General features: G+C 73.7%; 18 protein-coding genes and 1 riboswitch. Of the genes, 14 read left to right on the forward strand and 4 right to left on the reverse strand.

Going from position 1 to position 24998, the window contains the following annotated elements; genetic code table 11:
* Nucleotides 1-126: 126 nt before the first annotated feature.
* Entirely contained in the window at nt 127-1137 is a 1011-nt protein-coding gene (locus FZ988_RS12165; RefSeq protein ID WP_188079083.1) for an MIP/aquaporin family protein, read from the reverse strand.
* A 274-nt stretch (nt 1138-1411) separates the two neighbouring features.
* Here FZ988_RS12165 and FZ988_RS12170 point away from each other — a divergent pair, with 274 nt between their 5' ends.
* From FZ988_RS12170 to pulA, 4 genes are all read left to right on the forward strand, one after another.
* A complete protein-coding gene (locus tag FZ988_RS12170; RefSeq protein WP_149204296.1) occupies nt 1412-2629 on the forward strand; it encodes an NADP-dependent isocitrate dehydrogenase in 1218 nt (405 codons plus the stop codon).
* 44 nt (nt 2630-2673) lie between these two features.
* On the forward strand, nt 2674-3675 hold the full coding sequence (locus FZ988_RS12175; protein ID WP_149204297.1) for a malate dehydrogenase: 1002 nt from the start codon (nt 2674-2676) through the stop codon (nt 3673-3675).
* A 96-nt stretch (nt 3676-3771) separates the two neighbouring features.
* Nucleotides 3772-4077, forward strand: a complete 306-nt coding sequence (locus FZ988_RS12180) for a DUF167 domain-containing protein (RefSeq protein ID WP_149204298.1) — start codon at nt 3772-3774, stop codon at nt 4075-4077.
* Nucleotides 4078-4165: 88 nt separating this feature from the next.
* Nucleotides 4166-10051 (forward strand): pullulanase-type alpha-1,6-glucosidase, encoded by a 5886-nt coding sequence (pulA, locus tag FZ988_RS12185; RefSeq protein WP_149204299.1) that lies wholly within the window; start codon nt 4166-4168, stop codon nt 10049-10051.
* A 66-nt stretch (nt 10052-10117) separates the two neighbouring features.
* Here the strand turns inward: pulA and FZ988_RS12190 are convergent, their stop codons facing one another.
* Entirely contained in the window at nt 10118-11422 is a 1305-nt protein-coding gene (locus FZ988_RS12190; protein WP_246169460.1) for an ABC transporter substrate-binding protein, read from the reverse strand.
* Between the two features lie 151 nt (nt 11423-11573).
* Between FZ988_RS12190 and FZ988_RS12195 the strand changes: the two genes are divergently transcribed.
* The 4 genes from FZ988_RS12195 to FZ988_RS12210 all read left to right on the forward strand — a co-directional run bounded on the left by FZ988_RS12195 (nt 11574) and on the right by FZ988_RS12210 (nt 15953).
* Nucleotides 11574-12764: an ROK family transcriptional regulator gene (locus tag FZ988_RS12195; RefSeq protein ID WP_149204300.1), complete on the forward strand. Its 1191-nt coding sequence runs from the start codon at nt 11574-11576 to the stop codon at nt 12762-12764.
* Nucleotides 12761-13888, forward strand: coding sequence for a substrate-binding domain-containing protein (locus FZ988_RS12200; RefSeq protein ID WP_223145119.1), 1128 nt, complete (start codon nt 12761-12763; stop codon nt 13886-13888). The genes FZ988_RS12195 and FZ988_RS12200 overlap by 4 nt, the downstream gene beginning before the upstream one ends.
* 77 nt (nt 13889-13965) lie before the next feature.
* Nucleotides 13966-14721 carry an ATP-binding cassette domain-containing protein gene (locus tag FZ988_RS12205; RefSeq protein ID WP_425457978.1) on the forward strand — a complete coding sequence of 252 codons (756 nt, stop codon included), beginning with the start codon at nt 13966-13968 and terminating at the stop codon, nt 14719-14721.
* Entirely contained in the window at nt 14718-15953 is a 1236-nt protein-coding gene (locus tag FZ988_RS12210) for a sugar ABC transporter permease (RefSeq protein ID WP_149204301.1), read from the forward strand. The genes FZ988_RS12205 and FZ988_RS12210 overlap by 4 nt, the downstream gene beginning before the upstream one ends.
* 94 nt (nt 15954-16047) lie before the next feature.
* Here FZ988_RS12210 and purU read toward each other — a convergent pair whose 3' ends face one another.
* Nucleotides 16048-16899 (reverse strand): formyltetrahydrofolate deformylase, encoded by an 852-nt coding sequence (gene purU / locus FZ988_RS12215; protein WP_246169461.1) that lies wholly within the window; start codon nt 16897-16899, stop codon nt 16048-16050.
* Between the two features lie 139 nt (nt 16900-17038).
* On the opposite strand from purU, the gene FZ988_RS12220 reads away from it, so the two are divergent.
* The gene (locus FZ988_RS12220; protein ID WP_149204302.1) at nt 17039-17554 is read left to right on the forward strand and encodes a GNAT family N-acetyltransferase; all 516 of its coding nucleotides are present in this window, start codon (nt 17039-17041) and stop codon (nt 17552-17554) included.
* A gap of 189 nt (nt 17555-17743) precedes the next feature.
* Here the strand turns inward: FZ988_RS12220 and FZ988_RS12225 are convergent, their stop codons facing one another.
* Complete coding sequence (locus FZ988_RS12225; protein WP_223145120.1) at nt 17744-19156, reverse strand: hypothetical protein; 1413 nt, start codon at nt 19154-19156, stop codon at nt 17744-17746.
* Nucleotides 19157-19285: 129 nt separating this feature from the next.
* Nucleotides 19286-19382, forward strand: a riboswitch (ZMP/ZTP riboswitch).
* Between the two features lie 69 nt (nt 19383-19451).
* Here FZ988_RS12225 and glyA point away from each other — a divergent pair.
* The 5 genes from glyA to FZ988_RS12250 all read left to right on the forward strand — a co-directional run bounded on the left by glyA (nt 19452) and on the right by FZ988_RS12250 (nt 24989).
* A complete protein-coding gene (gene glyA / locus FZ988_RS12230) occupies nt 19452-20732 on the forward strand; it encodes a serine hydroxymethyltransferase (RefSeq protein ID WP_149204303.1) in 1281 nt (426 codons plus the stop codon).
* 26 nt (nt 20733-20758) lie between these two features.
* Nucleotides 20759-21730 (forward strand): bifunctional methylenetetrahydrofolate dehydrogenase/methenyltetrahydrofolate cyclohydrolase, encoded by a 972-nt coding sequence (locus FZ988_RS12235; protein WP_149204304.1) that lies wholly within the window; start codon nt 20759-20761, stop codon nt 21728-21730.
* A 139-nt stretch (nt 21731-21869) separates the two neighbouring features.
* Nucleotides 21870-22349 carry a VOC family protein gene (locus tag FZ988_RS12240; RefSeq protein WP_149204305.1) on the forward strand — a complete coding sequence of 160 codons (480 nt, stop codon included), beginning with the start codon at nt 21870-21872 and terminating at the stop codon, nt 22347-22349.
* A gap of 78 nt (nt 22350-22427) precedes the next feature.
* The gene (locus FZ988_RS12245) at nt 22428-23222 is read left to right on the forward strand and encodes an exodeoxyribonuclease III (RefSeq protein ID WP_149204306.1); all 795 of its coding nucleotides are present in this window, start codon (nt 22428-22430) and stop codon (nt 23220-23222) included.
* Nucleotides 23223-23312: 90 nt separating this feature from the next.
* Nucleotides 23313-24989 (forward strand): bifunctional 3'-5' exonuclease/DNA polymerase, encoded by a 1677-nt coding sequence (locus tag FZ988_RS12250; RefSeq protein WP_149204307.1) that lies wholly within the window; start codon nt 23313-23315, stop codon nt 24987-24989.
* The last annotated feature ends 9 nt before the right edge of the window (nt 24990-24998 follow it).

The following is a 24998-nucleotide window of genomic DNA, read 5'->3' on the forward strand; positions in this document are numbered from 1 at the left end:
ACGGCGCCCGCACGTCCGACGCCCGCACGGACGACGCCGGGCGGACCGCCTCCGGAGAGGGGCCGCCCGGCGTCGTCGGGCCTTGCGTGGCCGGGCTCACCGGCCCGGGTCGGTACCGCTCGGAGGTCAGTACCGCTCGATGACGAGCAGACCCTCGCGGTCGTCCTCGGCGTCCTGCGGCCGGGCGAACCCGAAGTAGGCGAGGCCCACGATCGCGGCGCCGACGATCGGCGCGACGACGAACACCCAGACCTGCCCCATCGCGTCGCCGCCCGCGAACACCGCGGACGCGAGCGAGCGCGCCGGGTTGGCCGACCCGCCCGTGACGGGTGCCGTGAGGAGCAGGACGGCCGCGTAGGTCAGACCCATCGCGTAGGGCGCGGTCGAGCGGACCGTGCGGCGGCGCATCGTGCCGAGCACGACAGCGGTGAGCAGGGCCGCGGCGAGCAGCTCGAGCACGAACGCGGTGCGCAGGTCGAAGGCCGTGGTCTGGCCCGACGCCGTCCACAGCTGCGAGCTCTCGCCCCACGAGTTCGCGGTCGTGGCGAAGAAGGTGCGGACGTCCGCGACCTGGAGCGCCGCGGGCAGCGTCGTCGGGATCGTGATGAAGACGGTCGCGGCGGCTGCGAGGGCGCCGAGCACCTGGGCGAACCAGTACAGGGGCACGTCGAGCCAGCGCGCGCGGCCGGCGATCGCCGCGCCGAGGGTCACGGCGGGGTTGAAGTGCCCGCCGGAGATGTGGCCGAACGCGGCACCGAGACCGGCGAGGGTCAGGCCGGCGGCGATCGCCGTGCCCATGGTCCCGACCCCGGAGATCGGGGCGAAGACCGTGACGCCGAGGATCACGAGCACGAGCGCGAAGGTGCCGAGCATCTCCGTGCCGAGCCGGGCGGCGAGGCCGGCGCCCGACGTCGCGGGGACGGTCGCGAAGTCGTCGTCGTCCAGGTCGTCGTCGTCGAGGTCGTCGTCCGCGTCGGCGAGCTCGGGCGGGACGGTGTCGACCCAGACGGCCTCGACCGTGACGTCGCCCACGGGCGCGGACGTCGCGTCACCCACGGTGCCGGCGTCGGGTGCGTCCGGCGTCGAAGGCTCGGCGGGCGTTCCCTCGGGGCGCGCTTCGGGCGTGGGGGTGGGCATGAGGTTCCTCTCCTCGAGGGCAGGCGTGCGTCGGCTCGAGCCGACGTCGGGCATCATGCCACCGGCCCCTGGGTGCGCGGCCCGGGATCGCCGGGGCGACCGGCCCGCGGGTGCGGCAGCGACCGGTGCGGTGAGATCTCTCGATGTCGAGTAATCTGTCCGGCGGGCACGACGGCGCGTCCCGGGTCGGTGTCGACCCGCCCGCGCCGGGCGCGACGGGCCGACCGCCCGGACCGCGCCGCAGGACGAACCACCACAGCAACGGGAGCTCCGCATGGGCAAGATCAAGGTCGTCGGGCCGGTCGTCGAGCTGGACGGCGACGAGATGACGCGGATCATCTGGCAGTTCATCAAGGACCGCCTGATCCACCCCTACCTGGACATCGACCTGCGGTACTACGACCTGTCGATCGAGAACCGCGACGCGACGGACGACCAGGTGACGATCGACGCCGCCCACGCGATCAAGGAGCACGGCGTCGGCGTCAAGTGCGCGACCATCACGCCCGACGAGGCGCGGGTCGAGGAGTTCGGCCTCAAGAAGATGTGGGTCTCGCCCAACGGGACGATCCGCAACATCCTCGGCGGGGTCGTCTTCCGCGAGCCCATCATCATCAGCAACATCCCGCGTCTCGTGCCCGGCTGGAACAAGCCGATCATCATCGGCCGTCACGCGTTCGGCGACCAGTACCGCGCCACGAACTTCAAGGTGCCCGGGGCCGGGACGCTGACGCTGACGTTCACGCCCGCCGACGGCTCCGAGCCGATCCGCCAGGAGGTCGTCACGTACCCCGAGGGCGGCGGCGTCGCCATGGGCATGTACAACTTCAACGACTCTATCCGCGACTTCGCGCGCGCGTCGTTCGCCTACGGCCTCCAGCGCGGCTACCCGGTGTACCTCTCGACCAAGAACACGATCCTCAAGGCGTACGACGGCGCGTTCAAGGACATCTTCGCCGAGGTGTTCGAGCAGGAGTTCGCCGCGGCGTTCGCCGAGAAGGGCCTCACCTACGAGCACCGCCTCATCGACGACATGGTGGCCGCCGCCATGAAGTGGGAGGGCGGCTACGTGTGGGCCTGCAAGAACTACGACGGCGACGTCCAGTCCGACACGGTCGCGCAGGGCTTCGGCTCGCTCGGCCTCATGACGTCGGTGCTCATGACGCCCGACGGCAAGACCGTCGAGGCCGAGGCCGCGCACGGCACGGTGACGCGGCACTACCGCCAGCACCAGCAGGGCAAGCCCACGTCGACCAACCCGATCGCGTCGATCTTCGCGTGGACGGGCGGCCTCAAGCACCGCGGCAAGCTGGACGCGACGCCGCAGGTCACCGAGTTCGCCGAGACGCTCGAGGACGTCGTGGTCAAGACTGTGGAGAGCGGCAAGATGACGAAGGACCTCGCGCTCCTCATCGGGCCCGACCAGGAGTGGCTGACCACCGAGGACTTCCTCGCGGCGCTCGACGAGAACCTGGCCGCACGCCTCGCCTGACCGACTGCCGCTGTTCCCGCACCCTGGACCGAAGGAGCTCCCCGATGTCGGACACCACCAGCACCACCCCGGTCACCGTGACCGTGACCGGCGCGGCCGGGCAGATCGGCTACTCGCTGCTCTTCCGGATCGCGTCGGGCGCGATGCTCGGGGACGCGGCGCCGGTGCGGCTGCGCCTGCTCGAGATCCCGCAGGCCGTCAAGGCCGCCGAGGGCACCGCGATGGAGCTCGCGGACTGCGCGTTCCCGCTGCTCGACTCCGTCGAGATCTTCGACGACGCGCGCCGGGCGTTCGACGGCGTGAACGTCGCGCTGCTCGTCGGTGCGCGTCCGCGCGGCCCGGGCATGGAGCGCGGGGACCTGCTCGAGGCCAACGGCGGCATCTTCAAGCCGCAGGGCGAGGCGATCAACGCGGGCGCGGCCGACGACGTGCGCGTGCTCGTGGTCGGCAACCCCGCGAACACGAACGCGCTCATCGCGCAGGCGCACGCGCCCGACGTCCCGGCGAACCGTTTCACGGCGATGACGCGTCTCGACCACAACCGCGCGCTCTCGCAGCTCGCGGAGCGCACGGGCGTCGGCGTCGGGCAGATCGACCGGGTCACGATCTGGGGCAACCACTCGGCGACGCAGTACCCGGACGTGTCCCACGCGACGATCGGCGGCCGGCCCGCGGCCGAGGTCGTCGGCGACCAGGCCTGGCTCGAGAGCACGTTCATCCCGACGGTCGCGAAGCGCGGCGCGGCGATCATCGAGGCCCGCGGGGCGTCGTCGGCGGCGTCGGCCGCGAACGCGGCGATCGACCACGTGCGGTCCTGGGTGCTCGGCACGCCCGAGGGCTCGTGGACGTCGGCGGGCATCGTGTCCGACGGCTCGTACGGCGTGCCCGAGGGGCTCATCTCGTCGTTCCCGGTGACGTCGTCGGGCGGCGACTGGGAGATCGTCCAGGGGCTCGAGGTCGACGCGTTCTCGCGCGGTCGCATCGACGCGTCGGTCGCCGAGCTGGTCGAGGAGCGCGACGCGGTGCGGGAGCTGGGCCTGATCTGACGGCCTGAGCCGGCGAGCGGACCGGGCCTGACCTGACGGCCTGAGCCGGCGACCGCACCGGTCCGGGCCGGGTCCGGTCCGCGGCAGGATGGTGCCGTGGCAGCTTCACGGGACACGGACGCGAGCTGGGGCCGCGTCGCGCTGCGCGTGCGCCCCGGAGCGTCCCGGACGAGCGTCGGCGGGGCCTACGGCGACCGGCTCGTCGTCGCGGTGGGGGCGCGCGCCGTGGACGGCGCGGCGACGGAGGCGGCGCTCGCGGCCGTGGCGGCGGCGTTCGGCGTCCGACGCCGAGGGGTGCGGCTCGTGACCGGTACGACGAGCCGGGACAAGGTCGTGGAGGTCGATCTGCCGCCCGCCGACGTGGCCGCGCGGGCCGCCGAGCTGAGAGGCGATGCGGACTGACCGTTGCAAGGCGTTGCTGCAAGGCGTTACAGTCACGCAGCGCCCTGGGATCTCACCCGGGTGAAGTTCTGGTGACGAGGGAGTCCCCATGACCACCGCCCGTGCCGTCCGCCCGCGCAGGGCGACCAGCGTCCTTGCAAGCCTCGCCCTGGCCCTCGTGGGGACCGTCGCGGTGACCGTCCCGCTGAGCCCGGCCGCGGTCGCGGCCGATCGCACGGCGACCCTCGTCGGGGACCTCCAGAGCGAGCTCGGGTGCGCGGGGGACTGGCAGCCCGACTGCGCCGAGACCCGCCTCGAACCCACGGGCACCCCCGGCCAGTACGCGGCGGAGCTCGACGTCCCGGCGGGCTCCTGGCAGTACAAGGTCGCGATGAACGGCACGTGGGACGAGGCGTACGGGCGCGACGGCGGCGCGGAGAACGTGCCGTTGACCGTGGCGGGTCCGACGCGCCTGCGCGTCACGTTCGACGACGCCACGCACCGCATCGGCCTGGCGCCGCTCATGCTCACCGGTGACTACAGCCCGGCCGACGACGCCCTGGTCGCGGAGCCCGTCCGTCAGCCCGGCTCCACCGAGCAGTTCTACTTCGTCATGACGGACCGCTTCGAGAACGCGGACCCCAGCAACGACGAGGGCGGTCTCACCGGCGACCGCCTCACCACGGGCCTCGACCCCACCGACAAGGGCTTCTACAACGGCGGCGACCTGGCCGGCCTGCGGGCCCAGCTCGACTACATCGAGGGCCTGGGCACGTCGGCCATCTGGCTGACGCCCTCGTTCCTCAACCGCCCGGTGCAGGGCACCGGCGAGAACGCCTCCGCCGGCTACCACGGCTACTGGATCACCGACTTCACGCAGATCGACCCGCACCTGGGCACCAACGCCGAGCTCGAGGCCCTCATCGCCGACGCGCACGCCCGCGGCATCAAGGTGTACTTCGACATCATCACGAACCACACCGCGGACGTGATCAGCTACGCCGAGGGTCAGTACACCTACGTCGACCAGGCGACGGAGCCGTACTACACGGCCGACGGCGTCACGCCCTTCGACCCGGCGGACTACGCCGGCGGCGCCGAGCCGTTCCCGGCCCTCGACGCGCAGAACTCGTTCCCCTACACGCCCGTGATCGCCCCGGCCGACGCGGACGTCAAGGTCCCGGCCTGGCTCAACGACCCCACGCTCTACCACAACCGTGGTGACTCGACCTACAGCGGTGAGTCGACGACGTACGGCGACTTCTCCGGCCTCGACGACCTCATGACGGAGCACCCGAGGGTCGTCGACGGCTTCGTCGACGTCTACCAGGGCTGGATCGACCTCGGCATCGACGGCTTCCGCATCGACACCGTCAAGCACGTCAACTTCGAGTTCTGGGAGCAGTGGACGACCGAGGTCCTCGACTACGCCCACGGGCTGGGCAAGGACGACTTCTTCATGTTCGGCGAGGTCTACGACGCCGACCCGGCCAAGCTCTCGCCGTACGTGCGCCGGACCGACATGAGCTCCGTGCTGGACTTCACCTTCCAGTCCGCGGCGTCGACCTTCGCCCGCGGCTTCAGCCCCGACACCCTCACCCAGCTCTTCGCCGGCGACGACATGTACACGACGCCGACGACGAGCGCCTCGGCCCTGCCGACCTTCCTCGGCAACCACGACATGGGTCGCATCGGCTACTTCGTCCAGGGCGACGGCAACGGGCTCGAGCGGTCCGAGCTCGCGCACAGCCTCATGTACCTCACGCGCGGCCAGCCCGTCGTCTACTACGGCGACGAGCAGGGCTTCGCGGGCCTCGGCGGCGACAAGAGCGCACGTCAGACGCTCTTCGCCTCACAGGTGGCCGAGTACACCGACCAGCAGCTGCTCACCGGCGAGGCCGTCGGCTCCGTCGACCGCTTCGACACCGACGCCCCGCTGTACGAGCACATCGCCGCGCTGGCCGACCTGCGTGCCGCGACGCCCGCCCTGGAGAGCGGCGCGCAGATCGAGCGCCCCGTCTCCGGCGACGGCGAGGACACCGTCTACGCGTTCTCGCGGGTCCACCGGGACGAGAAGGTCGAGCACCTGGTCGCGGTCAACAACGCCGGGGCGCCCGCGTCGGTCACGGTCGACACCCTGACGCCCGGCGCCGGATTCACCACGCTCCTCGGCGACCACGCCGCGGTGACCGCCGACGCCGACGGACGGGTCGAGCTGACCGTCCCGGCGTTCTCGGCCGTCGCCCTCGTGGCGGACGCGACCGTGGCGCCCGGTGCGGCGGACCTCGAGGTCGACCTGCCCGCGCCCGGCGCCGCGCTCACCGGCGTCGCACCGGTCCGGGCCGACGTCGCGGACGACGTCTGGGCCGAGACCTCCTTCGCGTACCGCGTGGTCGGCGACGACACCTGGACACCGCTCGGCACCGCCGAGACGACGTCGCCGCGCGTCTTCCACGACGTCACGGGCCTCGCGGACGGCACGCTCGTCGAGTACCGCGCCGTGAGCGTGGACGCCGCCGGCACCGCCGTCGCCGCCTCCACGTTCGGGTCGGTCGGCGTGACGGTCGACGGCAGCGTGCCGGACGACCCCGAGGAGCCCGGTCCGGGCACGGGCCGCACCGACCTCATGGTGACCATCCCCGGCAGCCTCGACAGCGAGCTCGGCTGCCCGGGCGACTGGCAGCCCGAGTGCGAGGCCGTCACGCTCGCCCACCGCGGCAACGGGGTCTACTCGGGCACGTTCACGGTGCCGGCCGGTGACTGGGCCTACAAGATCGCCATCGGCGGATCCTGGACCGAGAACTACGGCGCCGGTGGCGTGGCCGGTGGGGCCGACGTGCTCTTCTCGCTCGCCGAGGCCCAGACGGTGACGTTCGTGTACGACGACGCCACCAAGTGGTTCACCTCGAGCGCCCAGGGCCCGCTGATCACCCTGCCGGGCTCCTTCCAGAGCGAGGTCGGCTGCCCGGGTGACTGGCAGCCCGACTGCGTCGTGACGTCCCTTCAGGACAAGGAGGGCGACGGCACCTACACGTACACGACAGCCGCGATCCCGGCGGGCTCCTACGAGCTCAAGGTCGCGCACGGCCTCGGCTGGGACGAGAACTACGGCGTCGGCGGCGCACCGGGCGGGGCGAACATCCCGTTCACGGCGCCCGGCGGCAAGCCGATCACCTTCACCTACGACATCGCCACGCATCTCCTGACGATCGAGGTGACCGACCCGCCGCTCGCCGGTGTGGGCCAGTGGCAGGCGCACTGGATCGACGCGGCGACCATCGCGTGGCCGGCCGACCTGGTGCCCGAGGGCACCGACCCGGCCGACCTGACCTGGCGGCTGCACCACGCACCCGACGCGTCCCTCGAGGTGGAGGACGGTGCCGTGGTCGGCGGGGAGGCGGTGGACCTCGTCCTCGCGACCGACGGCCTGACCGCCGAGCAGCTCGAGCGCTTCCCGGCCCTCGAGGGGTACCTCGCGCTGACGCTCGAGGGCGCAGGCAGGGCCGACGTCGAGGCGTGGCTGACCGGCGAGCTCCTGGTCGGCCAGTACGACGCCGAGGACGCCGCCTCAGCGATCACCGGCGTCCAGGTCCCCGGCGTCGTCGACGACCTCTTCGCCGAGGACGCCGCCGACCGGGCGCTGGGCGTCACGTGGAAGCACAAGACGCCCTCGCTCGCCCTGTGGGCGCCCACCGCCCAGGACGTGGACCTGCTCCTGTGGCGCGGCGAGGACCGCACCGCCGAGCCCGAGCGCGTCGACATGGCGCGTCAGCCGGACGGCACCTGGACCGTGCGGGGCGCCAAGGCGTGGAAGGGCGCCGCGTACCTGTACGAGGTCACCGTGTACGCCCCGACGACGGACGCCGTCGAGGTCAACCGGGTCACGGACCCGTACTCGGTCGCCCTCACGCTCAACTCGACGCACTCGGTGCTCGTGGACCTCGACGACCGCGCCTACCAGCCGCGTGAGTGGCAGCGGGCCCGGCAGCCCGAGGTCGAGCCCGTGGACCAGACGATCTACGAGCTGCACGTGCGCGACTTCTCGATCAGCGACGAGAGCGTCCCGGCCGCGCTGCGCGGCACCTACCTCGCCTTCGCGCAGGACGGGACCGACGGCCGCGAGCACCTCCAGGACCTCGCCGACGCCGGCCTGACCACGGTGCACCTGCTGCCCACGTTCGACATCGCGACCATCGAGGAGGACCGGGCCGCGCAGGCGGTGCCGCCGTGCGACCTCGCGTCGTACGCGCCCGACTCGGCCGAGCAGCAGGCGTGCATCGACGGCGTGCGCGACGCCGACGGGTTCAACTGGGGCTACGACCCGCTGCACTTCTCGACGCCCGAGGGCTCCTACGCGCTCGACGCCGACGGCGGCGCACGGGTCGCCGAGTTCCGGTCCATGGTCGGCGCGCTGCACGCCGACGGCCTCCAGGTGGTGCTCGACCAGGTGTTCAACCACACCGCCGCGAGCGGTCAGGACCCGCGGTCGATCCTCGACCGGGTCGTGCCCGGCTACTACCACCGCCTCAACGCGACCGGTGGGGTCGAGACCTCGACCTGCTGCCAGAACCTGGCCACGGAGCACGCGATGACCGAGAAGCTCATGGTCGACTCGGTCGTCACGTGGGCGCGCGACTACAAGGTCGACGGGTTCCGGTTCGACCTCATGGGCCACCACAGCGTCGCCACGATGCAGGCCGTCCGGGACGCGCTGGACGAGCTCGACGTGCGCCACGACGGCGTCGACGGCTCGGACGTCTACCTCTACGGCGAGGGCTGGAACTTCGGCGAGGTCGCCGACAACCGGCTCTTCACGCAGGCGACGCAGGGCCAGCTCGGCGGGACGGGCATCGGGACGTTCAGCGACCGGCTGCGCGACGCCGTGCGCGGTGGCGGCCCGTTCGACGAGGACCCGCGCATCCAGGGATTCGGCTCCGGGGCCTCGACGGACCCGAACGGTGCGCCCGTCAACGGGACGGAGGCCGAGCAGGCCGCACGCCTGGCGCACCAGAGCGACCTCGTGCGCCTGGGCCTCGCGGGCAACCTGCGCGACTACTCGTTCGTGACGAGCGACGGCACCGTCCGCACGGGCGCGGAGATCGACTACAACGGCCAGCCGGCCGGCTACGCGGACTCCCCGGAGGAGGTCGTCACCTACGTCGACGCGCACGACAACGAGACGCTGTTCGACGCGCTGACCCTCAAGCTGCCGCCGAGCACCCCCATGGCGGACCGGGTGCGGATGAACACCGTGTCGCTCGCGACGACGGCGCTGTCCCAGACGCCCTCCTTCTGGCACGCGGGTGCCGACCTGCTGCGCAGCAAGTCCCTCGACCGCAACAGCTACAACTCGGGGGACTGGTTCAACGAGCTCGACCTGTCGGGCCAGGACAACGGGTTCGGCCGGGGGCTGCCGCCGGCCGCGGACAACGAGGAGAAGTGGCCCTTCCAGCAGCCGCTGCTGGCCGACCCCGCGCTCAAGCCGTCGCCGCAGGACATCGACGACGCGACGCAGGCCGCGCAGGACCTCCTGCGCCTGCGGTTCTCGACCGAGCTGTTCCGGCTCGGCGACGCGGACCTCATCAGGGACAAGGTCACCTTCCCGGGCAGCGGGCCCGACGCCGAGCCGGGCGTGGTCGTCATGCACGTCGACGACACGCAGGGGCGCGACGTCGACCGGCGGCTCGACGGCCTCCTCGTCGTCTTCAACGCCTCCGACGAGGCCGTCAGCATCCCGGTCGAGGGCCTCGCCGGTGACCGCTACACCCTGTCCCCGGTGCTCGCGGACGGCAGCGACGAGGTGGTCAAGCAGACGACCTGGGACAAGGCGACCGGCACCGTCACCGTCCCGGCGCGGACCGTCGCGGCGCTCGTCGACGCCGAGCCGCGGGGCCACGGCTGGTGGCCGCCGCACTGGTGGCCCTGGTCCGGGTGGCCGTGGACCGGCGGCGGCTGGAGCTGGGGCTGGCTCGACGTGCTCGGCTGGCGCCGCTGAGGTGCCCGGCGGCCCGTGCCCGATGGGGCGGGCCGCCGCGGGCCCTCCGCCCGGCGCGGGGCGCGGTCAGCGCAGCGCGAGGGCGAGCTCGGCCTGGAGTGTCGTCGTCGTGGTCGCGCCCGAGGTGAAGCGGCCGACGGCGGCGGTCACCGCGTCGAGCGCCCCGGTGCTGACCGCGGCACCGTGCGTGAGCGACGGCACGACCGTGTCGGCGCGGAACGCGGTCGTCGCGGCGCGCTGGTAGGTGCCGAGCTGGGCCGTGCCGAGGTCCGAGCGGGCCGGGATCGCGCCCTTGGCGTTGCTGAACGCGGTCTGGCCGTCGGCGGACGCGACGGCGCGCAGCCACCGGGTCGCCGCGTCGGGGTTCGGTGCGCCGGCGGGCAGGGCGAACGCGTCGACGACGACGTCGAACACGCCGTCGGTGCCCGGGGCGGTCGCCCACAGCACCTCGGTCGGTGCCGTGTCGCCGGCCTCCTCGAACGCCTCGAGCGCCCAGTCGCCCATGACGACGAACGCGGCGTCCCCGTCGATGACGTCCTGCGTCGCGTCCTGCCAGTCCATGCTGTCCCGGTCCGCGTTCGTGTAGCCGAGGAGCCGCTCGAAGTCCGCCAGCGCCGCGGTGACCTCCGCGCCCGCGACGTCCGTCGTCCCGTCCCACAGGCCCGCGTAGCCCTGCGGGCCGAGGTGCGCGAGGAGCACCTGCTCGAGGAGGTGGACCTGCGTCCACGTCGAGCCCAGCGCGAGCGGGGTGCGGCCCGTCGCGCGCACGGCGTCGAGCGCCACGAACCAGTCGTCGAGCGTCGCGAAGCTCGCGGTCGCCTCGAGGCCGGCGGCCGCGAGCACGTCCGGGTTCGCCCACAGCACGTTCGCCCGGTGGACGTTCGAGGGGATCGCGTACACCGTGCCGTCGACGCTCACCATGTCCCGCACGCTCGCCGGCAGCGTGCGGTCCAGGCCCAGGTCGACGACGAGGTCGTCGAGGTCCCGCAGCCGGCCGTCCGCGACGTAGTCGGCCAGCTCCGCGCCGCCGTGCACCTGGAAGGTGTCGGGCGGGTCGCCGTCGGCCAGGCGTGAGGCGAGCAGCGTCTTCGCGGTGGAGCCCGCACCCCCCGCGATGCCGCCGTCCACGAACACGGTCCCGGGGTTCTGCTCGACGAAGACCTCGACGAGGGAGTCGAACGCGAGCTTCTCCGAGCCGCTCGCCCACCAGGTGAAGACCTCGACCTGCTCCGCGCTCGCAGGGGTGGTGACCGGCTCCTGGGCCGTGCACCCGGCGACGCCGGCCGTGGTGAGCGCGAGCGTCAGGCCGAGGGCCGCGCGACCGACGAGGCGTGCACGCGGCGCGGTCGGCGTCGTGCGCCGTGTCTGCACGTCCTGCCTCCCTCGTCGCCGGCCCGGATCTCGTCGCTGAGCATCCCACGGGCAGGCGGGTGCGTCCCCCGCCTCGGCGCCGCCATCCAAGGACGCCGTGCTCGGCCGTGTCAAGGAACGACGGCGAACGGGTGAGCGGTATCCTCCGGCTGTGGCCAAGGACCGGGCGACGCCGGGCTCCCAGACGTCGCTGCGGGAGGCCAACAGGGCTCGGATCGTCAGCGCGGTGCAGCAGCGCGGCTCCATCACGCAGGTCGAGCTCGCGGGCGCGACCGGTCTGTCCGCGGCGACCATCTCCAACATCGTCAAGGAGCTCACGGGCGCGGGCGTCCTGCACACCTCCCCGACGTCGCGCAGCGGCCGGCGCGCGCAGGAGGTCACGCTCGCCCGCAACCTCGGGCTCGTCGCGGGCGTGCACTTCGGCGAGCGGTCGCTGCGGGTCGCGCTCGCGGACGTGACCCTGCGCGTCGTCGCCGAGCAGCGGCTCCCGCTCCCGCCCGAGCACCGGGCCGACGCCGGGCTCGACCAGGTCGCGATGCTCGTCGAGGAGATGCTCGAGTCGCTCGGGACCGGCCCCAGCGAGGTGCTGGCCCTCGGCGTCGGCGTCCCGGCCCCGGTCGACGTGGTCACGGGTCAGGTCTCGGCCGCGGGCATCCTGCGGGGCTGGGACGGCACCGTCGTGCCCGACGTCCTCGAGCAGCGCCTCGGGGTACGGGTCGTGGTCGACAACGACGCGAACCTGGGTGCGCTCGCGGAGGTGCGCCTCGGCGTCGCGCGCGGCCTCACGCACGTCGCGTACCTGCGCGTGTCGCACGGCGTCGGGCTGGGCCTCGTGCTCGACGGACGCGTCTACCACGGGCGCAGCGGCGGCGCGGGCGAGCTCGGCCACCTCGTCGTGAACCCCGACGGCCCGCCCTGCCGGTGCGGCAACCGGGGGTGCCTCGAGACGTCGGTCGGGGCCGCCGAGCTGCTGGGCCGGCTGCGCCCCACCCACGGTCACCTGACGCTGCGCGACGTCGTGACGCGCGCGCAGGAGGGCGACCAGGCGTGCCGCGACGTGGTCGCCGACGCGGGCCGCCAGCTCGGTGAGGCCGCCGCGACCGTGTGCACCCTCCTGGACCCGCAGATGGTCGTGGTGGGCGGGGACCTCGCGCTCGCGGGCGAGATCCTGCTCGAACCCCTGCGGGACGTGCTGGACGCGAAGACCGTGCCGAGCACGGCGGGCCCGGTCGCCGTCGAGATGTCGATGCTCGGGGCCCAGGCGGAGGTGCGGGGCGCGCTCGTGCTCGCCCTGGACACGTACGACATCGGTGCGCCGCGCCTGCTCGGGGCGGGCTCGTGACGGGCCGGCTCGTGCGGGGCGGGACGGCTCGGCCGGGGCGCGCCCGCCTGCGGGTCCTGGCCCTCGTCGGCGCGCTCGCGCTCGTCGGCTGCACGTCGTCCGCGCCGGGCGACGCCGCCGGCGGGGACGACGGGGCCCCGACGATCGCGCTGCTCCTGCCCGAGTCGAAGACGTCGCGCTACGAGGGCATCGACCGGCCCGTGTTCGAGCAGGTCGTCGCGGAGCGCTGCCCCGACTGCCTCGTGCTCTACGCGAACGCCGGGCAGGACGCCGCCCGCCAGCAGCAGCAGGCCGAGTCGGCCCTCACGCAGGGGGCGCAGGTCCTGGTGCTCGACGCGGTCGACGCGGCCGCCGCGCAGAGCATCGTGACCGCGGCGGACGCCCGGGGGGTCGCGGTCATCGCCTACGACCGGTTCATCGCCGACGCCCCGCTCGACTACTTCGTGGCCTACGACAGCGCGCGCGTCGGCCTGCTCCAGGGCCAGGCGCTCGTGCAGGCGATCGTCGCGCGCGGCGAGGTCCGGGCGGGCGACGGCGTGCTCCTCGTGCACGGCTCGCCCACGGACCCGAACGTCGCCGGCCTCAAGCGCGGCCTCGCGCAGGCCCTCGAGGGCTCGGGCATCGAGGTGCTCGCGGAGTACGACACGCCCGACTGGAGCCCCGACAAGGCGCAGGAGTGGGTCCAGGGCCAGCTCACGGAGTTCTCCGGCCGGGTCGTGGGCGTCTACGCGGCCAACGACGGGACCGCGGGTGGCGCGATCTCCGCGATGCGCGCCGCGGGCCTCGACCCCGTCCCGCCGGTCACGGGGCAGGACGCGGAGCTCGCGGCGATCCAGCGGATCGTCGCCGGGGACCAGTACATGACCGTCTACAAGGCCATCAGCCAGCAGGCCCGCACCGCCGCGGAGATCGCCGTCCAGGTGGTGCACGGCCAGACGCCGGCCGCGACGTCGAGCGTGCAGGACGTCCCCGCGGTGCTGCTCGCCCCCGTGTCCGTGACGCAGGAACAGGTGGAGAACGTGATCGTCAGAGGTGGGGTCCACCGGGCCGAGGACATCTGCGTCGAGCCGTACCGGGCCGCCTGCGTGGGCCTCGGCCTGCTCGGCCCCGAGGCGTCGTCGTGACCGGCGCGCGCCAGGTGCGCCACCCGGTCGACGGCGTCCCCGAGCAGGCCGGGCGGGCCGGGCGTGCCGCACCGGTCATCGCGCTGCGCGGCGTCTCGCACAGCTTCGGGGCCGTGCGCGCGCTCGTCGACGTCGACCTCGACGTGCACGCGCGCGAGGTCGTCGCGGTGGTCGGCGACAACGGCGCGGGCAAGTCGACGCTCGTCGGCGTCATGTCCGGCGTGCTCGTGCCCGACGCGGGGGAGGTCGTCGTCGAGGGCCGCGAGATCCAGCTCAGGTCCCCCGGGGTCGCGCGCCAGCTCGGCATCGCGACCGTGTTCCAGGACCTCGCGCTGTGCGAGGACCTCGACGTCGTGGAGAACATCTTCCTGGGCCAGGAGCTGCGTCGAGGGGCCGCGCTCGACGAGGTCGCCATGGAGCAGCAGGCGTGGCGGCTGCTCGCGCAGCTCGCGGCGCGCGTGCCGTCCGTCCGGGTCCCCGTCGCGGACCTCTCGGGCGGCCAGCGGCAGGCGGTCGCCATCGCGCGGGCGCTCCTCGGCGAGCCCCGCGTCCTCGTGCTCGACGAGCCGACGGCGGCCCTGGGCGTCACGCAGACCGCGGAGGTCCTCAACCTCGTCGAGCGCGTGCGGGACCGGGGGTACGGCGTGGTCCTCGTGAGCCACAACATGACCGACGTCCAGGCGGTCGCCGACCGCGTCGTCGTCCTGCGGCGGGGGCGCCTCAACGGCGACTTCGACGCGGAGCGCGCGAGCTACGAGGACATCATCGCCGCCATGACGGGCGCGACCCCCGTGGTCCGACCGCGCGGGCGTGAGCGGGGGGAGAGCGCATGAGCCGGCCCTCCGCACCGGTCCTGCCCGCCGCCGGCGAGCTCGTGGGCGGCGCGTCGTGGCGCCAGGGCGGGTCGCCGTGGTCGCTCGCGCGGGGCCGTGAGCTGGGCTCCCTGCCGGTCCTCGTCGCGCTCGTCGTCCTCGCGCTCGTGTTCCAGGCCTTCAACCAGAACTTCCTGTCGCCCGACAACCTCGTGAACCTCACGCTCCAGTCGGCGACGACGGGCGTCATCACGCTCGGCGTCGTCCTCGTGCTGCTCGTGGGGCAGATCGACCTGTCCGTCGGCGCGGTGAGCGGGCTCGCCGCCGCGGTCGTCGCGGTCGGGTTCGTGCAGGAGGGCTGGCCTCTCGTGCTCGCGGTCGTCGTCGCCGTCGCGATCGGCGCCGCGTTCGGGGCGGGCTACGGCTGGCTCTACACGCGCCTGGGCGTGCCCACGTTCGTGATCACGCTCGCGGGCCTGCTCGTGAGCGTGGGCCTGCAGGTCCGCGTGCTGGGTTCCACGGGCTCGATCAACCTGCCCTACGAGTCGTGGCTCGTGCGGTTCGCGCAGCAGACGTTCCTGCCCCCGGTGGCCTCCTACGCCGTGGTCGCGGGCGTCGTGCTCCTGTACCTCGGCACGCGGCTGGTCGAGCGGCACCGGCGCCTGGCGGCTGAGCTGCCCGCCGCGTCGCTCGGCGCCGTCGGGCTGCGGGCGCTCGTCCTGGCCGTCGTGCTCGGCGTGCCCACCTGGTACCTGAACCTCAACCGCGGCGTGGGCGCCATGTTCGCGCTCTTCGTCCTGCTCGTCGCGGTCACCGACCTGCTGCTGCGCCGCACGCGCTGGGGCCGCTCCGTGCGCGCCGTCGGGAGCAACGTCGAGTCCGCCCGACGCGCGGGGTTCGCCGTCCGGCGCGTCTACGTCTCGGTGTTCATGGCCTGCACGGGCCTCGCCGCGCTCGGTGGCGTGCTGTCCGCGGGTCGGCTCGCCGCGGCGAACCAGGGCACGGGCGGCTCGGACACCAACCTCACCGCGATCGCGGCCGCGGTCATCGGCGGCACGAGCCTGTTCGGCGGGCGCGGCAACGCGTGGTCGGCGGTGCTCGGGGTGTTCGTCATCCACTCGATCTCGAGCGGGCTCACGCTGCTCAACCTCGACAGCTCGATCCGCTACATCGTCACGGGCGTCGTGCTCGCGCTCGCGGTGACCATCGACTCGCTCGGCCGGCGCCGCACGGTCACGCAGGCCGCGCGCTGACCGTCGCGCGGGCCGTGCGACGGGCGCGGCCCGGGGGCCGGCCGGCGTGGCCGGCGTCGTCGGCGGGCGGTGCGGTCTGGGCGGCCGTCCGGCGTCAGCGGAAGACGATCGTGCGGTGGCCGTCGAGCAGCACCCGGTGCTCGGCGTGCCACCGGACGGCGCGGGCCAGCGCCCGCCGCTCCACGTCCTGGCCGAGCGCGACGAGGTCCTCGACCCGCTTGGAGTGGTCGACCCGCTCGACGTCCTGCTCGATGATCGGGCCCTCGTCGAGGTCGCCCGTCACGTAGTGGGCGGTCGCGCCGATGAGCTTGACGCCGCGGTCGTGCGCCTGCGCGTAGGGTCGGGCGCCCTTGAAGCTGGGCAGGAACGAGTGGTGGATGTTGATGATCCGGCCGCTGAGGGTGCGGCACAGGTCGTCGGAGAGGATCTGCATGTAGCGGGCCAGGACGACGAGCTCGGCGTCGAGCCCGGAGACCAGGTCGAGGAGCTGCTGCTCCGCCTGCGCCTTGGTGTCCCGCGTGACGGGGACGTGGTGGAACGGGATGCCGTAGAACTCGGCGACGCCCGCGAGGGCCGTGTGGTTGGACACGACGGCGACGATCTCGACGGGGAGGCCCTCGGACTGCTGCCGGAAGAGCAGGTCGTGCAGGCAGTGCGCGGCCGTGGAGACCATGACGACCGTGCGCATGCGCCGGCCGACGACGTCGAGCTGCCACGTCATCGAGAACTCGGCGGCGAGCGCCTCGATCGCCTGCGCCAGGACCTCGCGCGGCGCGGCCGCCTCGACCTGGACGCGCATGAAGAACAGGCCGCTCAGCGGGTCGCCGAACTGCTGGGACTCGGTGATGTTGCCGCCGTGCCGTGCGAGCAGGCCCGCGACGGCGTGCACGATCCCGGGACGGTCGGGGCAGGACAGGCTCAGGACCCAGTGCGTGGTCTCGCTCACGAGCCCTGAGGCTACCGGCGGCGCGTGCGGGCCGTGGCCGGCGTCCGGGCCACGCCCGGGTCGCGCCCGGGCAGGCGTCGCCGTCTCGCCAGCGGAGCGTCGGTCGCGGTGGTCCCCGCGGCGATGGGACGATGGCGCCATGAGCGCGCCCGAGGTGAGGATCGACGTCGTCGAGGACACGGTGGCCGGCGAGCTGCTCACGGTCCGCAAGGCCGCGTTCGTCAGCGAGGCGCAGCTGTACGACGACCCGCACATCCCGCCGCTGACCCAGACGCTCGAGGAGCTGCGCGCGGACCTCGCGGACCCCGCGGTCATCACGCTCGGCGCCTGGCTCGGGCACCGCCTCGTCGGCTCGATCCGCGTGGGCGTCGAGGGGGCGAAGGCGACGCTCGGACGCCTCGCCGTGGTCCCCGACCTCCAGGGGCAGGGGATCGGCACCCAGCTCCTGCTCGCCGTCCCTGAGCGTCTGCCGGCGGACATCGCCGAGGTGTGGGTCTTCACGGGTCGCGACTCGGTGCAGAACCTGGCGATGTACGCGAAGCACGGCTACGAGCACGAGTACGACCAGGCCGCGGGCGACCTGACGTACGCGTACCTGCGCAAGATCCTCGGGGACGACCCGGAGCCCCAGCCGGACGTCCGCCCCGTCTCCTGACCGCCGCCGGTCTCCTGACCGCGGCCCGTCTCCTGACCGCAGCCCCGCCCGTCTGACGCCTGTCCCGGCGGCTGCCAGTCCTGCCGGGCACGTCCTCGGCCCGTCGGGCGACGCGTGGCCGAGGCGCGTCGCCCGACGGGCCGACCCCGCTGCTGGTGTGCGCGGGAGCTCGTGGGACGGGTGCTGTCGTCAGCCGTTGACGGCGACGATCTCGTTGGGGGTCGCGGGCAGCGAGCCGCTGGCCCACACCTCGCCGGTGACGAGGTCGACCGCGTGGATCGACTGGGTCGCGGGGTCGGTGACGTACGCGGTCTCGCCGAGGACGGTCATCGCGGGGTGCGGCAGCTGCCACTCCTCGGGCTCCGTCCAGGCGTCGATGACCGGGTAGCTGACCGTCGGGGTGCCGGTGACGGGGTCGATGACCCACAGGTTCCCGTCCGTGCCCAGCACGAGGGCCTCGCCGGACGGTCCGCGCCCGACGCCGCGCCAGGTGTAGCTGACGCCGTCGGGCAGGGGCACGACCTGCATGGTCGCGGCGACCGTGTCGATGAGGGAGAGCTGGTCGAGGGCGAGGCCCTGCTCGGGGTCGGACTTGTAGTCGCCGACGGCGATCGGTGACGCGTCGCTCACGTACTGGTTGCCGATGCGTCCGAAGGCGGCGGGTGCGGCGACCTTGGTGATCTCGGTCCCGCGGACGAGGAGGACGCCGTCCTCGCAGCCGACGACGACCGTCTCGTCGGACGTGACCGCCTCGCCGTGCACGCCGGGGCAGCTCTCGTTGCGGGCGACCTCGTCGCGGTTGCGGTCCAGGAGGCGCACGCCGGTGCGTGCCTCCTCGGTGCCCAGCGTGGACACGAGGCGGCCGTCGGACAGCAGGACGGCGACGCCGTGGTGCACGTCCAGGGAGGTGAGCTCCTCGACGACGAGAGCGGCCTCGTCGTGCCCGGCCTCGTCGTGGTCGGCGGCCTCGTCGGCGTGCTCGTCCTCGCCCTCGTCGGCGTGCTCGCCGTGGGCGTGCCCGGTGAGCGCGGCCGGGTCGATGACGGTGATGTCACCGGTCCCGTCGTCGAACAGGACGGTGCGGTCGCCGTGGGGCACCACGTGGGCGGGCGTCTCGGCAGGGATCACGGTGCCGGTCAGGTGCGGCTCGCCGACGTAGTGGTGGGCGTGGTCGCCGTGCGCCTCGCTCCAAGCCCCCGTGTCCAGGACGTGCCAGCCGGCGTTGGTCGCGGTGTGCGCGACGAGCACGTGGCGGTCGTCGCCGGCGGCGCTGATGCGGTTGAAGCCCTCGAGCTCGAGGTCCGCGACGACCTCGAGGGTCAGCGCGTCGAGGACGAGGAGGCCGCCGTCGTAGGTGAGCGCGACGCGCGGCTGGGCGGTCGCGGACTCCTCGGCCGCCGACGCGGTCTCCTCGGACTCCTGCGCGACGGAGGCCTCGGCCGTGTCCTGGTCGGGCTCGACGGGGGTCTGCGCGCACGCGGCGAGGACGAGTGCGGGCAGGAGGAGCGCGGGGACGACGGCGAGGCCGCGGCGGGTGGACGGGTGCGCCGCGGCGCGGCCGGGCAGGGGGCGGGGTGACGGGATCCGGGTGCGGAGGTTCATGGAGGTGGAGGCTAGATGCAGATGAGAATCATTTGCAAGTAGCGTCGTCGTGGCGGGCCCGGGGGTGCCGTGGTCGAGTCCCGGGGTCCGGGACGCGCCGCCTCGTGGGCGCCCAGCACTTGCTACGCTGGGCCGGGTCGCGACTGGCGAAGGGTGGGTCACCACCGGGGAGCGACGGCCGAAAGGCACAGCAGCAGACTTCGGGTCGTACGCCTGGGCCCCGGTCACCACACCGCGTGTGCGTGCCCGGACAGACCCGGGACCACCACCACACTGCTGATGCGCGAGGAGAGCGATGAGCTCCGAGAACGTCATGGACCAGTCCCTGTCCGAGCTCGACCCGGAGATCGCCGCCGTCCTCGACGGCGAGCTGGCACGCCAGCGCGGGACGCTCGAGATGATCGCGAGCGAGAACTTCGTGCCCCGCGCCGTCCTGCAGGCCCAGGGGTCGGTCCTCACCAACAAGTACGCCGAGGGCTACCCGGGCAAGCGCTACTACGGCGGCTGCGAGCAGGTCGACATCGCGGAGAACCTCGCGATCGCGCGCGCCAAGGACCTCTTCGGTGCCGAGCACGCGAACGTCCAGCCGCACTCCGGTGCCCAGGCCAACGCGGCCGTGCTGCACGCCCTCGCGTCGCCCGGCGACCGCATCCTCGGCCTCGAGCTCGCGCACGGCGGTCACCTGACCCATGGCATGAAGCTCAACTTCTCGGGCAAGCTCTACGAGGTCTCCGCGTACGGCGTCGACCCCCAGACGTACCGGGTCGACATGGACGTGGTGCGCGCCGCCGCCCTCGAGAGCCGTCCGCGCGTCATCATCGCCGGCTGGTCCGCCTACCCCCGTCAGCTCGACTTCGAGGCGTTCGCGTCGATCGCCCAGGAGGTCGACGCGGCCCTGTGGGTCGACATGGCGCACTTCGCGGGCCTCGTCGCGGCCGGCCTGCACCCGAGCCCCGTGCCGCACGCCGACGTCGTGTCCTCGACGGTCCACAAGACCATCGGTGGCCCCCGGTCCGGCTTCATCCTCAGCCGCGGCGACCTCGGCAAGAAGATCGACTCCGCGGTGTTCCCCGGCCAGCAGGGCGGGCCGCTCATGCACGTCGTCGCCGCCAAGGCCGTCGCGTTCAAGATCGCCGCGACCGAGGGGTTCCGCGACCGCCAGCAGCGGACCCTCGACGGCGCGCGCATCCTCGCCGAGCGGCTGTCGGCGCCCGACGTCGCCGGTGCCGGCGTCTCGGTGCTGACCGGCGGGACCGACGTGCACCTCGTCCTCGTCGACCTGCGGGCCTCCGACCTCGACGGGCAGCAGGCCGAGGACCTGCTGCACCGCGCCGGGATCACCGTCAACCGCAACGCCGTCCCCTTCGACCCGCGCCCGCCGCGCGTGACGTCCGGCCTGCGGATCGGCACGCCGGCGCTCGCGACCCGCGGCTTCGGCGAGACGGAGTTCCGCGAGGTGGCCGACATCATCGCGACGGCTCTCGTGGGTGGCCAGGGCGCCGACGTCGACGCGCTCGCGGCCAGGGTCGCGCGGCTCACCGACGCCTTCCCGCTCTACCCCGGCCTCCAGCAGTGACGGCAGCGGCCGGGGAGGGCGCGGGCATGACCGACGGCGCCGTCCGGGTGCCCGTCGACGACGCGCTCCCGCACGGTGCGGCCGGCGCGGCCGAGACGGCGAGCCCGACGGGCGAGGCGCGCCTCCTCGACGGCAAGGCGACGGCGGCCGCGATCAAGGCGGAGCTCACGCTGCGCGTGGCGGGGCTGCGGGAGCGCGGCGTCGTGCCCGGCCTCGGGACCGTGCTCGTGGGCGAGGACCCGGGCTCGCAGGCGTACGTCGCGGGCAAGCACCGGGACTGCGCCGAGGTGGGCATCGCGTCGATCCGCGAGGACCTCCCGGCGAGCGCCTCCCAGGCGGACGTCGAGGCGGCCGTCGACCGGCTCAACGCCGACCCCGCCTGCACCGGGTACATCGTCCAGCTGCCGCTGCCGAAGGGCATCGACGTCAACGCGGTCCTCGAGCGGATCGACCCCGCCAAGGACGCCGACGGCCTGCACCCGACCAACCTCGGGCGCCTCGTGCTGCGCGTCAACGAGCCGATCGACTCGCCGCTCCCGTGCACGCCGCGGGGCATCCTCGAGCTGCTCGGTCGGTACGGGATCAGCGTCAACGGCAGCCACGTCGTCGTCCTGGGGCGCGGCACGACAGTCGGCCGGTCCATCGGCCTGCTCCTGACCCGCCGCGAGCACAACGCGACGGTGACGCTCACGCACACCGGGACGCGCGACCTGCTCGCGCACCTGCGGACGGCCGACGTGATCGTCGCCGCGGCCGGCGTGCCGGGCATCGTGCGGGCGCAGGACGTCAAGCCGGGTGCCGTGGTGCTCGACGTCGGCGTGTCCCGGACAGTCGACGAGGGTACCGGGCGCACCCGGCTGGTCGGCGACGTCGACCCGGGGGTGCGCGCGGTGGCCGGGTGGCTGTCGCCCAACCCGGGTGGTGTCGGGCCGATGACGCGCGCGATGCTGCTCAGCAACGTGGTCGACGCGGCCGAGCGGGCCGTCGGCCTCGCCTGAGGTCTCGGCGCGCGGCGGCCCGTCGTGCGGGCGTCGTCCGTGCCCGGTGGAGGACCAGCGCGCCGCACCCCGATGAGTTCGGGGTGCGGCGCGGGTCTGAACCGGGGACAGCAGGACGCACCGAGCGAAGGAGAGCGCCATGGGATCCGTACGCCCGTACCTCTGGTTCCACAAGGACGCCGAGAAGGCCGCCGACTTCTACGTCTCGGTGATCCCGAACTCCTCGGTCACGCGGGTGGTGCCCGCGCCGCCGGGGACGCCCGACGTCGAGGAGGACTCCGCGTTCCTCGTGGACTTCGTCCTCGACGGCATGCCCGTGACGGCGATGAACGCCGGCCCGACCTTCACGCTCGACGAGGCGTTCTCGATGTGCCTCGAGTGCGACGGGCAGGCCGAGGTCGACCACTACTGGGAGGCGCTCGTCGCCGGCGGCGGTGAGCACAGCCAGTGCGGCTGGCTCAAGGACCGGTTCGGCCTGTCCTGGCAGGTCACGCCGAAGCAGCTCGACGAGATCATGGGCGGTCCTGACGAGGCCGGTGTCGCGCGTGCGATGCAGGCGATGCTGGGCATGCAGAAGCTCGACATCGCTGCGCTGCAGGCCGCCTACGACGGCACCTGAGGGTCCCGCGGGCCGCCCGGGCCGCCCGGCCCGGCACCCGTGGCCCGCGATGTGGGTGGCGTGGGGTTCAATCGTCCGGTGCTGACTGTCGCCACCGTGAACGTGAATGGGATCCGCGCCGCCTACAAGCGCGGCATGGCCGCGTGGGTCGAGGCCCGCCGGCCGGACGTGCTGCTGCTCCAGGAGGTCCGGGCGCCCGACGAGAGCGTGGGGGAGTTCTTCCCGGCCCACGAGTGGGACCTCGCGCACGCCGAGTGCGAGGTCAAGGGGCGCTCGGGGGTCGCGATCGCGTCGCGACTGCCCATGCGCGCCATCCGGATCGGGCTCGACCAGGGGGTGCCGGGCAACACCGGCCGCTGGGTCGAGGCCGACCTCGAGCTGCCCGACGGCGGCGACCTGACCGTCATCTCCACGTACATCCACTCCGGGACGATCGGGACGCCGTCGATGGAGGAGAAGTACGGGTTCCTCGAGCTCGTGACGGCACGGCTCGCGGAGCTGCGGACGACCGGCCGGCACGTCGTGCTGGCCGGGGACGTGAACATCGCCCACCAGAACATCGACATCAAGAACTGGAAGGGCAACCTCAAGGCCGCGGGGTTCCTGCCCGAGGAGCGCGCGTACCTGGACCGCTGGTTCGACGCCGGGTGGGTGGACCTGGGTCGGCGCCTCGGGGGCGACGGCCCGGGCCCGTACACCTGGTGGTCGTGGCGCGGCCAGGCGTTCGACAACGACTCGGGCTGGCGCATCGACTACCAGGTCGCGAGCCCGTCCCTCGCGGAGCGCGCGCTCAAGGCCGAGGTCGACCGCGCGCCCACCTACGCGGAACGGTTCAGCGACCACGCGCCACTCGTCGTGACGTACGACCTGTAGCCGGTCCGCCCTGCTCCCTGTTCGTCGCCGTCCACGAGGACGCCGCGCGCCGGTCGGGGCCGTCTTGACGGCGTGGGCCGACAATGGGGTGTGACCCTCGTGCTGCTGCTCGACCATCCCGAGCAGCGGGACACCGTCGTCCTCCAGGAGCTCGACGACGCAGGCGTGTGGCTCGGGTCGACCGAGGTCGCTGCCGCCTCGCTCGCGGACGCGGTGCGTGCGCGGGAGGGCGATCGCCCGCGCTGGGTCTGGGACGACACGGCGCGGCGGTACCCGGCCCTGCTCGCGGCGGGCGTCCGCGTCGAACGGTGCCACGACCTGCGGCTGTGCCACGCGATCCTGCGCCGCAGCACCCTGTGCGCAGGGTCGGCGCTCGCGCTGGCCCCACGCGGCTCCTGGGACGCGCCGCGGGATCGGGAACGCGAACCGCACGCGGTGGCGGCGAGCCTGTTCGACGACCTGCCCGCCGACGTCGACGACGCCCGTGCGCCGGCCGACGCTGCCGCCGAGCTCAGGGCGCAGCTCGCGGCCGTCGCCGGTGCGCGTGACCCCGGCCGGCTCCGCCTGCTCCTGGCCGCCGAGTCCACCGGCGCGCTCCTGGCCGCCGAGATGGCGCACGACGGCCTGCCGTGGGACACCCGGATGCACGACGCGCTGCTGACCGAGCTCCTCGGCACGCGGCCCGTGGGCGGTGGGCGTCCCGCGCGCATCGAGGAGCTCGCCGCCCAGGTGCGGGCGGCACTGGACCAGCCGTCCCTCAACCTCGACTCCCAGGTCGACCTGCTCCGTGCGCTGCGGACCGCGGGGCTCGACGTGACGTCGACCCGCACGGCGGAGATCCGCGCCCAGGAGCACCCGGTGACGGAGCCCCTGCTGGCCTACAAGAAGCTCGCGCGCCTCCTCAGCTCCAACGGGTGGGCCTGGATGGAGGCGTGGGTCCACGACGGCCGGTTCCGTCCCGACTACGTGCCCGCCGGCGTCGTGACGGGCCGCTGGGCGACGAGCGGCGGGGGAGCGCTCCAGCTCCCGGGTGCGCTGCGCGGGGCCGTGCGTGCGGACCCGGGCTGGCGCCTCGTCGTCGCGGACGCCGCCCAGCTCGAGCCGCGCGTGCTCGCGGCCATGTCGGGCGACGGCGCGATGGCGGCGGCGGGCAGGCACGCCGACCTCTACCAGGGAGTCGTCGACGCCGGGATCGTCGAGACCCGGCAGCAGGCCAAGTACGCGATGCTCGGGGCGATCTACGGCGCGACGACGGGCGCGAGCGCGGTGCTCATGCCCCAGCTCACCCGCGCGTTCCCGCGCGCGGTGGGCCTCGTCGAGGACGCGGCGCGTGCGGGGGAGCGCGGCGAGGCCGTCACGACCTGGCTCGGCCGCTCCTCGCCCGTGCCGGACGACGCCTGGCAGGCCCAGGTGCAGGCCGCGGTCTCCGAGGCGGCCGACGCCGCGGACGTCCGCGAGGCGCGCCGCCGCCGCCGCGACTGGGGTCGGTTCACGCGCAACTTCATCGTGCAGGGCACGGCGGCCGAGTGGGCGCTGTGCTGGATGGCCGCGCTGCGGCGCAGGCTGCGCGGGGTCGAGGGCCGGCCGCACCTCGTGTTCTTCCTGCACGACGAGGTCATCGTGCACGCCCCCGCCGAGGTGGCCGACGACGTCGCGGCGCTCGTCCGCGAAGCCGCGGACGAGGCCGGTCGCCTCCTCTTCGGGGACTTCCCCGTCGAGTTCGCCCTCCAGGTCTGCGTCGTCGACAGCTACGACCAGGCCAAGTAGGCGGACCTG

This window comes from Actinotalea subterranea, from assembly GCF_008364845.1.
Lineage (GTDB): Bacteria > Actinomycetota > Actinomycetes > Actinomycetales > Cellulomonadaceae > Actinotalea > Actinotalea subterranea.

Coding starts and splice junctions, on each gene's coding strand:
- FZ988_RS12175 (WP_149204297.1), top strand. CDS start 2,674: ATGTCGGACACCACCAGCACCACCCCGGTCACCGTGACCGTGACCGGC.
- FZ988_RS12165 (WP_188079083.1), bottom strand. CDS start 1,137: ATGCCCACCCCCACGCCCGAAGCGCGCCCCGAGGGAACGCCCGCCGAG.
- FZ988_RS12240 (WP_149204305.1), top strand. CDS start 21,870: ATGGGATCCGTACGCCCGTACCTCTGGTTCCACAAGGACGCCGAGAAG.
- FZ988_RS12210 (WP_149204301.1), top strand. CDS start 14,718: ATGAGCCGGCCCTCCGCACCGGTCCTGCCCGCCGCCGGCGAGCTCGTG.
- glyA (WP_149204303.1), top strand. CDS start 19,452: ATGAGCTCCGAGAACGTCATGGACCAGTCCCTGTCCGAGCTCGACCCG.
- FZ988_RS12220 (WP_149204302.1), top strand. CDS start 17,039: ATGAGCGCGCCCGAGGTGAGGATCGACGTCGTCGAGGACACGGTGGCC.
- FZ988_RS12170 (WP_149204296.1), top strand. CDS start 1,412: ATGGGCAAGATCAAGGTCGTCGGGCCGGTCGTCGAGCTGGACGGCGAC.
- FZ988_RS12235 (WP_149204304.1), top strand. CDS start 20,759: ATGACCGACGGCGCCGTCCGGGTGCCCGTCGACGACGCGCTCCCGCAC.
- FZ988_RS12225 (WP_223145120.1), bottom strand. CDS start 19,156: ATGAACCTCCGCACCCGGATCCCGTCACCCCGCCCCCTGCCCGGCCGC.
- pulA (WP_149204299.1), top strand. CDS start 4,166: ATGACCACCGCCCGTGCCGTCCGCCCGCGCAGGGCGACCAGCGTCCTT.